The organism is Rhodococcus olei, assembly GCF_039540555.1.
Classification (GTDB): Bacteria; Actinomycetota; Actinomycetes; order Mycobacteriales; family Mycobacteriaceae; genus Rhodococcus_G; species Rhodococcus_G olei.
The window spans coordinates 134,033-146,283 of sequence record NZ_BAABFB010000066.1 but is presented as its reverse complement, the minus strand read 5'-3'; the positions used below and the strand labels follow the sequence as shown (position 1 = coordinate 146,283).

Annotated in this window: 11 protein-coding genes; 4 read left to right on the top strand and 7 right to left on the bottom strand. The window is 70.8% G+C overall.

Going from position 1 to position 12,251, the window contains the following annotated elements:
• Positions 1 to 76 precede the first annotated feature (76 nt).
• The 7 genes from menE to ABD951_RS21635 form a co-directional block, all read right to left on the bottom strand.
• Complete coding sequence (menE, locus tag ABD951_RS21665) at positions 77 to 1,243, bottom strand: o-succinylbenzoate--CoA ligase (RefSeq protein WP_345350007.1); 1,167 nt, start codon at positions 1,241 to 1,243, stop codon at positions 77 to 79.
• A 30-nt stretch (positions 1,244 to 1,273) separates the two neighbouring features.
• Positions 1,274 to 2,749 (bottom strand): FAD-dependent oxidoreductase, encoded by a 1,476-nt coding sequence (locus tag ABD951_RS21660; protein WP_345350004.1) that lies wholly within the window; start codon positions 2,747 to 2,749, stop codon positions 1,274 to 1,276.
• Between the two features lie 43 nt (positions 2,750 to 2,792).
• On the bottom strand, positions 2,793 to 3,923 hold the full coding sequence (locus ABD951_RS21655; protein WP_345350001.1) for a cytochrome P450: 1,131 nt from the start codon (positions 3,921 to 3,923) through the stop codon (positions 2,793 to 2,795).
• Positions 3,924 to 4,268: 345 nt separating this feature from the next.
• Complete coding sequence (locus ABD951_RS21650; protein WP_345349998.1) at positions 4,269 to 4,598, bottom strand: DUF3349 domain-containing protein; 330 nt, start codon at positions 4,596 to 4,598, stop codon at positions 4,269 to 4,271.
• Positions 4,599 to 4,614: 16 nt separating this feature from the next.
• Positions 4,615 to 4,956, bottom strand: coding sequence for a DUF3349 domain-containing protein (locus tag ABD951_RS21645; protein ID WP_345349995.1), 342 nt, complete (start codon positions 4,954 to 4,956; stop codon positions 4,615 to 4,617).
• Between the two features lie 60 nt (positions 4,957 to 5,016).
• Positions 5,017 to 5,301, bottom strand: a complete 285-nt coding sequence (locus tag ABD951_RS21640) for a hypothetical protein (RefSeq protein WP_345349992.1) — start codon at positions 5,299 to 5,301, stop codon at positions 5,017 to 5,019.
• A gap of 14 nt (positions 5,302 to 5,315) precedes the next feature.
• The gene (locus tag ABD951_RS21635) at positions 5,316 to 6,599 is read right to left on the bottom strand and encodes an inorganic phosphate transporter (RefSeq protein ID WP_345349989.1); all 1,284 of its coding nucleotides are present in this window, start codon (positions 6,597 to 6,599) and stop codon (positions 5,316 to 5,318) included.
• Positions 6,600 to 6,916: 317 nt separating this feature from the next.
• Between ABD951_RS21635 and ABD951_RS21630 the strand changes: the two genes are divergently transcribed.
• The 4 genes from ABD951_RS21630 (at position 6,917) to ABD951_RS21615 (ending at position 12,251) form a co-directional block, all read left to right on the top strand.
• Complete coding sequence (locus ABD951_RS21630) at positions 6,917 to 8,335, top strand: ABC transporter substrate-binding protein (RefSeq protein WP_345349986.1); 1,419 nt, start codon at positions 6,917 to 6,919, stop codon at positions 8,333 to 8,335.
• Positions 8,336 to 8,429: 94 nt separating this feature from the next.
• A complete protein-coding gene (locus ABD951_RS21625) occupies positions 8,430 to 10,775 on the top strand; it encodes an ABC transporter permease (protein ID WP_345349983.1) in 2,346 nt (781 codons plus the stop codon).
• Positions 10,762 to 11,511 (top strand): ABC transporter ATP-binding protein, encoded by a 750-nt coding sequence (locus ABD951_RS21620; protein WP_345349980.1) that lies wholly within the window; start codon positions 10,762 to 10,764, stop codon positions 11,509 to 11,511. The genes ABD951_RS21625 and ABD951_RS21620 overlap by 14 nt, the downstream gene beginning before the upstream one ends.
• On the top strand, positions 11,508 to 12,251 hold the full coding sequence (locus ABD951_RS21615) for an ABC transporter ATP-binding protein (RefSeq protein WP_345349977.1): 744 nt from the start codon (positions 11,508 to 11,510) through the stop codon (positions 12,249 to 12,251). The genes ABD951_RS21620 and ABD951_RS21615 overlap by 4 nt, the downstream gene beginning before the upstream one ends.

The window sequence follows — 12,251 nt, the reverse complement described above, 5'->3', positions numbered from 1 at the left end:
GGACCCGACGACCGAACCGCCGTTCAGTGCGTGGTGGGGGCGCCTCCCGATCGAGGAAACCGGCGGCGTCGACCGATCACTCCGCCGGAACGGGGGAGTGCGCGAACCGGGCGGCGAGGGCCCGACGGTCGATCTTGCCGGGGCCGCGCAGCGGAAGCGCGTCGAGCAGGTGCAACTCCCGGGGCGCCGCGGTCGGGTCGAGGGATCGACTCGCGTGCTCGCGCAACGAGTCCAGGGTGGGGGCGGTGCCTGCGATCGGCACCACCGCCGCCGTCACCCGCTGACCCAGCCGGTCGTCGGGCAGCGCGAACACCGCGACCTCGGCGACCTCGGGATGCGTGACGAGAGCGGCCTCGACGACCTGCGGGACCACGGTGAGCCCGCCGGTGGAGATGGCCTCGTCGAGGCGCCCGAGGATGCGCAGCACGCCGTCCTCGACGAGTCCGGCGTCGTCGGTGCGGAACCAGCCGGGTTCGGCGAACGCGGGATGGTCGGGCAGCCCGCGGTAGCCGGACGCCAGCACCGGCCCGCCGAGCAGCACTCTCGACTCCTCCAGACGCACCCGCACGCCGTCCAGGGCGGCGCCGTCGTACACGCAACCGCCACAGGTCTCGCTCATCCCGTAGGTGCGGACCACGGTGATGCCTGCGGCCCGGGCCCGCGCGAGCACCGGACCCGGGGTCGCGGCGCCGCCGAGCAGGACCGCGTCGAGGTCGGCGAGTGCCGCCGTCGCGTCCGGGTGGTCGAGGGCCTTGATCAGCTGCGTCGGCACCAGCGAGGTGTAGCGGCGGGGCCCGCGCAGCGCGGCGACCGCGGCCGGCAACGCGGCGGGGTCGAAGCCGGCCGACACGTCGACGACGACCGGCTCGGTGCCGGCCAGCAGCCCGCGCAGCAGCACCTGCAGACCGGCGATGTGGTGGGCGGGCAGCGCCAGCAGCCACGACCCCGGCCCGCCCAGCCGGTCGTGGGTCGCGTCGCCGCTGGCCCGCAGCGCCGCCGCGGACAGCATGGCGCCCTTCGGGATTCCGGTGCTGCCCGACGTCGCGACGACGAGCGCGACGCCCTCGTCGATCGGTTCACCCGGCTTCAGCGCATCGGTGAGCCGGGCGATCTCGCGGGCGTCGCCGGCCGGCAGCGGCAGCAGCGCGTCGCCGCGGCCGGCCAGTGCGTCGTCGAGCGTGGGGAGCACCGAGGCGACCGCCGCACCGGTCGGGACGGTCAGGGGCTGCAGCACGGAACTCACGGGGTCCATGCTGCCAGAGCGCTCGGGACCTCACCCCTCCGCGATCCGCTCGCCCCGCCTCACGCCGGGCGTGGCGGATGGTCGTACCGTGTCCTCCGGCACGGGCCGTGGCCACACGTTCCCGCGCAGCACCCGGGCCGCCGTCGCCGGTCGCAGCAACGAAGTCGGGCGATCGAGCAGATTGATCACGCGCAGGAACTGCGCCCCGACCCTCGGATCGGTGACGGCGGCGCGGTGCACCCGGACGGTGTACGCGTTCGCGAGCCGGGTCCGTGTGCTGCGGGGTCCCGCGACACACGGCATCTGCAGGTCGCTGTCCGCCGCCATCGTCCACGTGTCGTCCAACCCGCGGCGGATCCGGTTCAGGAAGCGGGGCGCGAGGGCCTCGACCCCGTCGCGTAGGCAGTCCCGCAACGCGAGCGCCTCCACGCCGGCGACGGACATGCCCTGGCCGTAGATCGGGTTGAAGCAGCAGATCGTGTCCGCGAACGGCAGATAACCCTCGGGGAGCGGGACTTCGGCGTAGCGCCGGCGGACCGTCGTCGGGATCCGGTACCGCAGGGGTTCGTCCAGTGGCTCGGCCTCGGCGACGAACCGGCCGAACTCGGGGGCGGGCAGCGACGCCGCGAACGCCGTGAACGCGTCGGCGTCGACAGGCGGCTCGTCGTGGGCGTAACCGGACACCGTCACGATCCACGTGCCGTTCTCCTGCGCGATGATCACGCCGGCGCGTGGGTGGTCGGGGGTCGCGCCCACGCCGAGGCCGAGCCGGCCGTCGAAGTCGGCCGGGTCCCGCCGGAAGTGTCGAGTGGCGTAGGCGAGATCGATCGTCATCCGGTCCTCCGCGGGCCGCGCGCAGCCGAACGCCTCGAGCCACGGCAGCGTCTGGGAACTGCGGCCCGAGGCGTCGACCACGAGGTCGGCCTCGACCACCTCGCCGAGGGCCCGACCCGCGCGGCGGCGGGTGGCGACGCCCGTGACCCGTCGGTGCGCTCGGTCGCCGGCGAAGTCGACCGCCGAGGTGTGCTCGGCGATCTCGACGTTGGGCAGTGCACACACGCGCGTGCGCAACTGCCACTCGATCAGGGGCCGGCTCGCCCCGATCGCCCGCACCCCGGACGGGCTCAGGGCGAACCGGTGCCCGCTGAGCACCCACTGGAACCCCGAGCCCACGTCGCAGCTGGGCGCCCCTCGGTCGATCAGCTGCGACGTGAACCCGGGAAACAGGGTGTCGAACGCGTGACCGCCGCGGGCCAGCAGCGCGTGGGCGTGCCGGCCCTGCGGCACGCACTTGCGCGGCACCGGCTCGGGTGGGAGGGCGTCGCGTTCGAGGACCGTCACCCGGGCGAAGGACTCGGCGAGCACCCGGGCGGCCAGCAGGCCACCGACCCCGGCGCCGATCACGACGGCATGGTCGCCTCGCACGGTCATCACAATCTCCTCCTCGGTGGTGAACATCCCCCAGCGTTCGCGGTCGACGGCGTGGCGGCACGCGTAGTCGACCACCCGATTCCGTCGGCCACCGGTCGGCCGGACCCGCGTACCCCGGTCACCCGTCCGTCGCGCGACGGCGGGTCACCACGACATCCAGCGACCGCGGCCGCCTGCTGAATCGGTTCTCGTGCCAGTGCAGTTCGGTGTCGGTGAGCTCGAGCTCACCGAGGCGCGGCATCAGGACCCCGAGCACGACCTGCGCCTCGCGCCGGGCCAGGGTGGCGCCGGGGCAGTAGTGCGGGCCGTGCCCGAACGCCAGGTGCCGGTTGTCGGCGCGGGACAGGTCCAGCCGGTCCGGCGCCGCGAAGCGGAGCGCATCCCGGTTGGCGGTCGCGAGGTCGACCACGACGGCACTGCCTGCGGGTACGACGACGTCTCCGATCGGAACGTCGTCCGTCGCGAAGCGGGTCCACGTGCCCCGGGTCGGCGTGACGTAGCGCAGCAGTTCCTCGATTGCCGCGGGCTGCAGATCGGGTTGCCGCACCAGCAGATCGCGCAGTCGCGGCGTCATCAGCAGGATCAACGCGCTCGACCCGAGGAAGGACACGGTCGTCTCGTACCCGGCGATCAGCATCAGGGCAGCGGTGCCGACGGCCTCCGCGTCCGACAACCCGCCCGACTCCCGGGCCGCGACCAGTTCGCGGTACAGGCTGTCGGCGGGTAGCTCGGACCCGGTCGCCAGCAGGGCCACGAGATACTCGTCGAGCGAGGCGCCGCCGTCGGCGCTGACGACCGGGTCCGGCATCGTGGACGCCTCCGCCCACCGCAGTGTCCGGTCGCGGTCGCGGTCCGGGATCCCGAGAAGGTCGCAGATCGTCGAGAACGCCAGGGGCAGCGCGAACTCGGCGATCAGGTCACCCGAGCCCCGGGCGATCAGGTCGCCGAGCAGGTCGTCGGCGCGGCCGGCCAGTCGCGCCAGCGGGCCGGCGCAGCGGCCCGGGGTGAGCGCGGGCGCGATCGCCCGGCGCAGGCGCTGGTGCCGCGCGGCGTCGCACATCTGCATGCTGACCCGCCCGAGTCCGTCGGATCCGAGCGCGTTCGTGATGTCCGGGTGCAGGTGTTCGCCGGTCGCCGGGTCGCTGGACATCCGTCGGTCCGCGAGCACGGCCGACGAGTCGGCGAATCCCGACACGACGTACGTGCTGTCCGTCGCGCGGTGAACGGACGGGGCGATGCGGGTGTTCATCGGTCGGGTTCCCCCGATGGTTCGGGACGAAGCGGCAGCTCCGTCCCCGGGTAACCATCGATCGACCTAGCGGGGGCCGTAGTAGTAGTAATAGGCGAGCGTCGGCGTTGACTGATTCGTCGCCAGCGCCTGCGGCGCGAAGTGTTCCCCGATCAGGGTCATCTCGAAGGTGTTCATGTCGGTCGCTCCTCGTGTGTCGGCCTGCGGCAGGTCCGCGGGCGGTGACTACAAGGATCGGTGGGTCGCAGCGGCGCCGACAGCAACCCTGGGTGGGGTGATCACCCACCCGTCGGGGTGCGATTCACCCACGAAGGGTCCCTTGCCTGCGGCGGCACCGCCCCGCGGCTACGCCGGGTCCGGCGGGTTGTCGCGGCCCCACACGGCGGTGTCGGCCGGCGGCCACCCGCAGGCCACCAGGTGCGCCTGGACCCGCGCGACGTCGGATTCCAACGGCATCTCGTCGGTGACCTTCGTGATCAGCACCCCGATGTCGACCCGGTCGATCGGCGACGGCCACTGGTCGACGAGCGCGTCGGTGACCGTGCGGACCTCGTCGTCGGACAGCCGGCGGCGCAGCAGTGCGATCAACGGGACGTAGTCCTGCTCGGGCACACCGTTCGGGTACCCGGCTCGCAGCCAGCCGAGAATCGAGGTGAGAAACGGTGGAAGGCTCACGGGGTACCCCCTCTCGTCAGGGTTCGGTGTCGAGGCCGGGTTCGGTGTCGAGCTCGGCGAGGGGCCAGCCCGAGGCGGCGAGGACCGACGCCACCCGCGCGACATCCTCGCCGGACGGTGCGGTCGCGGTGACCTCCTCGATCAGACCACCGATCTCGTCCCGGGTGATCGTCGGGTCCGCGGCCCGGCCCGCGGTCTCGGCGAGGTCCACCGCGATCTCCCTGATCTGCTCGGTGGTCAGCGTGCGGTGCAGCAGGGCCACGAGCGGGATGCGGTCCTTCGGCGGCACGCCGTCCGGGTACCCGGCGCGCAGCCACTCCAGCACCGACAGCGGGAAGGGCGATTTCGTGGTGGTCACAAACGTTGCCTCTCGAGCCAGGTCAGGGCGACACGACCGTCTCCGGACGGCGTGCCGACGCTAGAACAGTTCGATTCCGAAAGTGTGGTCGAGGAAATCCGACATCAGGAACAGGATCCCGGTCACGATCGCGAGCACGACCACCGCGAAGCAGGCGGCCGCACCGGCGACGGCGAACGGGTTGCGGCTGGTCGTCGCCGTCCCCAACTCGTCGACGGTCGTGCTGCTGCCGACGTCGAGCAGGCGCAGCCCGCACGCGAACAGGGCCGGAAGCCCGGCGCCGAGCAGGAGGCCGACCAGGATCACCTGCCACAGCGATTCGGCGGTCTTCGTCAACAGATCCATCAGCTGTCCGTCTCTCAGGCCGACACGTTGTCGGCGGGTTCGACGCGGGTCACCGGCGTTGCCGTGGCAGGCCTCGGCGCGGGCGGCGCCGGGATCTCCGCGGGATCGATCGCCGCGGTCCGGGACGCCAGGTCGACGACGTTGTCGGTGGTGGCCGTGGCGGGCTCGAGGCGACCGGTCCACTCGGCATTGACGTTGCTGGGGTCGATCGGTTGACGGCGCGAGCGCAGGTACATCAGGGTCGACAGGGCCAGCAGGATCGCGAACACCACCAGGACCCCGGGCAGTCCGCCGATCAGGTGCGCGATGCCCCAGCAGAGGGCGCCGGCGATCGCGGCGGACGGGAGCGTGATCAGCCACGCGACCCCCATCCGGCCGGCCACGCTCCAGCGCACCTCGGCGCCCCGGCGCCCGATCCCGCTGCCCATGATCGAGCCGGTCGCGACGTGCGTGGTCGACAGCGGCAGACCGAGGTGGCTGGACGTCAGGATGATCGCCGCCGACGACGCCTCCGCCGCCATGCCCTGGGGTGCGGCGATCTCGACGAGACCCTTGCCGAGAGTGCGGATCACGCGCCAGCCGCCGAGGTAGGTGCCGAGCGCGATCGCGATCGCGCAGCTCAGCTTCACCCAGAACGGCATCGGGGTGTCCGCGGTGATGGTGCCGTGCGCGACGAGAGCCAGGAAGATCACACCCATCGTCTTCTGGGCGTCGTTGGTGCCGTGGGCGAGGGAGACCAGCGACGCCGAGCCGATCTGGCCGAGCCGGAATCCACGCACCCGGGTGTCCTCACGAACGCCGGAGGTGAGGCGGTAGATCAACCAGGTGCCGCAGGTGGCGACGAGTCCGGCGACCACCGGGGCCAGCACGGCCGGGATCACCACCTTGCTCAGCACGCCGGACCACTCGACGCCGCTCATCCCGAGCGACGCGATCGCCGCGCCGATCAGGCCGCCGAACAGTGCGTGGGAGGAGCTGGACGGGATGCCGAACAGCCACGTCGCCAGATTCCAGAGGATGCCGCCGACCAGACCGGCGAACACGATCAGCAGCAGGTCCTCGCCGCCGACGGAACTCAGGTTGACCACGCCCTTGGCGACGGTCGCGGCGACCTCGACCGAGAGGAACGCACCGACCAGGTTCAGGGTTGCGGACAGCGCCACCGCGACCTTCGGTCGAAGTGCCCCGGTCGCAATGGATGTCGCCATCGCGTTCCCGGTGTCGTGGAAGCCGTTGGTGAAGTCGAAACCGAGGGCTGTCACGACGACGACGAGAAGAACGATGAGTTCCGCGTTCACAAGCCTTCATCCTCCGTTACGACGGCGTAAAAGTCGAGTTGGCCTCGAGCCCTCCCACGTCGGGTATCTGCCCGGCGAAATGTGCTGGGCCTGTGCGTTCTCCGGGGCCTGTGGGTTGGGCCACGCAGGTCCGGCCGCGAGAGTGCCGGTGATCACACCGACGCGCCGGTGTGGGCGACCTCACGCCCCGGTCTCACTGACCGGGAACCACGGATTGCCGCTCTCGCCCGCTGGCTAGCGTCCCCGCATCGAGTGACCCAGAACACTCTCGCTTGGCCCCCCTCAGCTCGATCGCTCGAGAAACGGAGACACCGATCGTGAAACCACGCAAGTCCGCGACATTGTTCGCGGCCCTCGCCCTGTCGGCCGCGCTGGTCTCGGCGTGCGCCACCGAACGCGGGGGCGACGCCGGTGTCCCGGCCGCCGCAGGCAGCGGTGCCTCCACGACCACGTCGAAGTCGGACAGCAACTTCGGCACGCTGGCCTCGCCCTGCGGCAAGGGTGACGCGAAGGGCGCCACCGAGCAGGGTGTCAGCGACACCGAGATCAAGATCGGGTTCGGCGACGACCGCGGCTACGCGCAGAGCCCCGGCCTGAACAAGGAGATGTCCGACGCCGTCTCCGCGATGATCGACTGGTGCAACGAGCAGGGCGGCATCAACGGCCGCAAGATCGTCGGCACCGACTACGACGCCGCGATGACGCAGGCCAACACGGTCATGCAGGAGGCGTGCCGGTCCCAGTTCATGATGGTCGGCCACGGGTTCGCGATGGATGCGACCGCCGAGCAGACCCGGGTGGCCTGCAACATGGCCGCCGTCCCCGGCTTCACGGTCTCCCCGGACGCGGCCAGCGGCCCGATGTCCTATCAGGGTGTCCCGTTCCCCGTCGACTACGCCAACGGCGCGGCCTGGTTCCAGATGGCGCAGCTGCACCCCGACATGCTGAACGACTTCGACCTGGTCGGGTCGACGATGCCGGCCATCATCACCTCGCTGGCGAAGACCCGTCAGATGGCCGAGGCCGCCGGGTTCAAGCTCAAGGACTGCGGCGTCACCCTGAACTACCAGGGTGAGCCCAGCTACGTCCCGTTCGCGGAGAAGTACAAGCAGTGCGGCGTCAAGGGGCTGTGGACCTCGCGGTCCCCGGTGCCGGCCGAGTTCAACTTCTTCAAGGCCGTCGACCAGGTCGGCCTGGACGCGATCGTCTTCGGCGAGGCCACCTGGTACGGCAACGCCGCGCAGACGTTCAACAAGGAGTCCGGCGTTCTGAACGGGCTCAACGCCGACATGACCTTCCAGATGCTCGAGAACGCCGACAAGGTTCCTGCGGTCCGGAAGTACCTGGACCTGGTGTCCGCGAAGGGCGGCAAAACCGCACTGCTCGGCATGCAGTCCACCTCGTCCTTCCTGCTGTGGGCGACCGCTGCCAAGGAATGCGGATCCACCCTGACCCGTCAGTGCATGGTCACCGAGCTCTCGAAGATCCACCAGTGGGACGGCGGCGGACTGCACGCCGTCACCGACCCGGGCAAGAACATGCCGGCCAAGTGCGGCCTGATGACCGAGCTCCAGGGTGGCGACTACAGCCAGGTGTACCCCCGGGACACCGCGCAGTTCCAGTGCGACGACAAGTACCTGATCCACACCGACCCGGCGACCTGGGGCACCACCCTCGACGCGAACCGCGTGTCGACCAAGTACCTCAACCCGAACGTGATCACGCCGCAGGTCTGATCCCCGCGGACCTCCTGCCGGGGGCGGGCGTCGCCGGTGCCACGACCGCCGGCCGCGCCCGCCCTCTCCCAGTCCCCCGACCAAGGGTTCTCTCATGGACACATTCGTGACGTTCACGATGCTGGGCCTCGTGCTCGGTTCCGTGTACGCGATCGCCGCCTCCGGGTTGGTGCTCACCTACAACACCTCGGGAATCTTCAACTTCGCGCACGGTGCACAGGCGATGCTCGGCGCGTTCCTCTACTGGCAGCTCACGATCGGCTGGGGCGTCCCGGCTCCGCTGGCGCTGCTCATCGTCATCGCCGTCGTCGGGCCCCTGATGGGTCTCGGCCTGTACTTCCTGATCATGCGGGGTCTCCGCGACACCGCCGAGGTGACCAAGATCGTGGTCACCGTCTCGATCATGCTGGGCATGCTGTTCCTGTCCCAGTGGTTCTGGCATCCCGAGGAACCCCGCACGCTCCACATGTTCTTCGGTGACGGCGCGAAGGTCCGGTTCTTCGGCGCGACCCTGCACGTGCACGAGATCATCTGCCTCGTCGTCGCCGTTGTGATCGCCGTCGGACTGCGCCTGCTGTTCACCCGCACCCGGATGGGCGCGACGATGCGCGGCGTCGTCGACGACCCCGACCTGCTGCGTCTGAGCGGACACAACCCCGAGCGCATCGCCGGGTTCTCGTGGGCGCTGAGCTCGATGCTCGCGGTCGTGGCCGGCATCCTCGTGACGCCGATCAGTGGCGGCACCCTGGAGGCGAACCTGCTGACGCTGCTCGTGATCGACGCGTTCGCGGCCGCGATGTTCGGCCGGCTGCGGAGCATCCCGCGGACGTTCGCCGGCGCGATCGGGCTCGGCCTGGCCGGCACGTACCTGCTCGGCTATGCGCCGACGACGTGGACGTGGACATCGAACCTGCGGGTCTCGCTGCCGATGATCGCGCTGTTCGTGGTGCTGATCGTGTTGCCGCAGGACCGCTTGCGCGGCGCCGCCGTCCGCACCCGCGAGCGTTACCACGTGCCGTCCGTGCGCAAGGCCGCCGGCTGGGCCGTCGCCCTGGTCGTGATCGTGTACCTGATCCGGCTGCTGATGGTCGAGTCCGCGGTGACGACCCTGACGATCGGCGTCTGCTTCGCGATCGTCGCGCTGTCGCTGACCGTCCTGACCGGGTACGCCGGCGAGATGAATCTGGCTCCGCTGTCGTTCGGTGCGATCGCCACGATCGTCGTGTTCCACTTCGGCATCACCGGATCCGGTCTGGCGCAACGGCTCACGATCGTCGGCGTGCTCCTCGGCGTGATCGTCGCCGGTCTCGTCGGCGGACTCGTGGCCCTGCCCGCGCTGCGGCTGCGCGGGCTCTACCTCGCGCTCGCGACGATGGCGTTCGGTGTGTTCCTGTCCAACATGGTCCTGCGCGACACCACCGAACACGAACTGTTCGGGGTGAGGTTCTCGATCTTCACCGGCGGCACCCTGGTCATCCCGCCGCTGAAGGTCGGACCCCTCGACCTGGCGAACCCGACCACGTTCCTGATGACCGCCACCGTGGTGTTCGCGGTGATCGGTGTCGGATTGGTCGCGCTGCGCAACAGCGGTTACGGCCGCCGGCTGACCGCGATGAAGGACAGCCCCGCCGCGTCCGCGATGCTGGGCCAGAACCTGGTCACGCTGAAGCTGAGCGTGTTCGTGCTGTCGGCCGGCATCGCCGGTCTCGGCGGCATCCTGATGTCCTCGGCGATGGGCTCGGTCTCCGGGGAGACGTTCACGATCGTCATCAGCCTCACCCTGCTGATGCTGACCGTGGTCGCGGGCATCGGCTACGTCAGCGGCGCGTTCTTCGGCGGCGTGATGGCCGGGGTCGGATTCTCGGTCATCATGGTCTCGTTCAACAACCTGGCGAAGGCGCAGCCCGACCTCGAGGGGCTGTACCTGCTGCTCGGCAACATCGCCGCGGTCAGCCCGGCGCTGATCGGAGTCGGGGTCGGCAGGAACCCGTCCGGCAGCGTGCACCAGGTGGTCGAGGGCTACCGCAAACTGGCGGGCGCCAAGCCGGTGCTGGTCGGCGGGGCCGCGGTGGTCGCGGCCGCGTACGCGCTGGCCCTGGCCGGGGTCCTCGACAACTGGTGGTTCGCGTCGATCTCGATCGTGACCGTGTTCGCGCTGCCGGTGATCGGTGAAATGGTCATGCCGACAGCGGTTCTCGGTGCCGAGGAGGCCGCCCGCCGGCGTCCGCTCGACCCGGAACGCATCGGGGTCGACGAGCCGTACACCGACGCGGTCCTCGCCCGCGTCGACCGCGAACTCGGCCTGCCGCCCGCGGTGCCGCGTCCGGTGCTGCGCACGCCGGCCGACCCCGCGCCCCGCGGCAGGCACGCCCAGTCCGACGCGGCGGCGCCGGCCGGACCCGAGTCCGAGAAGGAGTTGACCGTCAATGCAGTCCCCTGAATCGTCACCGCTGCTCGAAACCCGCGGCATCACCGTGCGATTCGGTGGGCACGTGGCCGTCGACGACGTCAGCCTGGCGGTGCACCGCGGCGCCGTCACCGGACTGATCGGACCGAACGGTGCCGGCAAGACCACCCTGTTCAACACCGTCACCGGTCTGCAGAAGCCGACCTCCGGGCGGGTGCTGATCGACGGGGTCGACGTGACCGGGAGCGCCCCGTACAAGCGGGCCCGGCTCGGCCTGGCCCGCACCTTCCAGCGGCTCGAACTGTTCCTGTCGCTGTCGGTGCGGGACAACCTGCGTGTCGCCGGCGACATCCACGGCACCGGACGTCGCGCCCGCCGCGACCTCGAGGCCGAGACGGACCGGCTCCTGGAGCTGACCGGGCTGACGGACGTTGCGCACCAGGACGTCTCCGACATCCCGACCGGCCGCGCCCGCGTCGTCGAGGTCGCGCGGGCGCTGATGACCGACCCCCGCGTGTTGCTCCTCGACGAGCCGGCCTCCGGCCAGACCGAGCAGGAGACCGACGACTTCGCCGAGCTGCTGGTGCGGCTGGCGGGGGAGGGGCTCGGCATCTGCCTGGTCGAGCACGACCTGCCCCTGGTCATGCGGGTGTGCTCGCACATCCACGTGCTCGACTACGGGTCGCTGATCGCATCCGGGACCCCGGCACGGATCAGGAACGATCCCGCCGTGATCGCCGCCTACATCGGAACGGAGGACGTGGCATGACCGCACCCGTCGTGGGGACCGCGAGTTCCGGTGCCGAGCAACCGGAACCGCTGCTCGAACTGGCCGGAGTGCGGGCCGGGTACGGGGCCATCGAGGTACTGCACGGGGTCGACCTGCAGCTGCACCCCGGCGCCGTCGTCGCCCTCCTCGGCCCGAACGGCGGTGGCAAGACGTCGACGCTGAAGATCTGCTCCGGCATCCTGCCGGTGACCGCCGGCGAGTTCCGCCTCGCCGGCCGGTGCGTGAACGGTGTCGACGCCGCCGCCCTGGCCCGGCTCGGGATCTGCACCATCCCCGAGGGGCGGGGCGTTTTCGCGAACCTGACCGTGCGGGAGAACCTGTGGGTGGCCACCGGAACCGGTACCGCCCTGAAGGACCTCGAACAGGTTGCGTACGACCGCTTCCCGATCCTCGGTACGCGGCGCAACCAGCTCGCCGGTTCGATGTCCGGGGGCGAGCAGCAGATGCTGGCGCTGTCCCGGGCGCTGGGCACCGCACCGACCGTGCTGCTGCTCGACGAACTGTCGATGGGACTGGCGCCGCGTGTCGTCACCGAGATGTACGACATCGTGGGCCAGCTCGCGGCCGAGGGCCTGTCGATCCTCGTCGCGGAGCAGTTCGCCCGGGCCGTGCTGCCGATCGCCACGTCGGCCGCGCTGATCCTGCAGGGCCGTGTGGTGAAGACCGGCGACCCCGCCGACATCGACCGTGAACTCTCAACCAGCTACCTAGGAGGATGA

Coding starts and splice junctions, on each gene's coding strand:
- ABD951_RS21655 (WP_345350001.1), bottom strand. CDS start 3,923: ATGAACACCCGCATCGCCCCGTCCGTTCACCGCGCGACGGACAGCACG.
- ABD951_RS21640 (WP_345349992.1), bottom strand. CDS start 5,301: ATGGATCTGTTGACGAAGACCGCCGAATCGCTGTGGCAGGTGATCCTG.
- ABD951_RS21625 (WP_345349983.1), top strand. CDS start 8,430: ATGGACACATTCGTGACGTTCACGATGCTGGGCCTCGTGCTCGGTTCC.
- ABD951_RS21620 (WP_345349980.1), top strand. CDS start 10,762: ATGCAGTCCCCTGAATCGTCACCGCTGCTCGAAACCCGCGGCATCACC.
- ABD951_RS21615 (WP_345349977.1), top strand. CDS start 11,508: ATGACCGCACCCGTCGTGGGGACCGCGAGTTCCGGTGCCGAGCAACCG.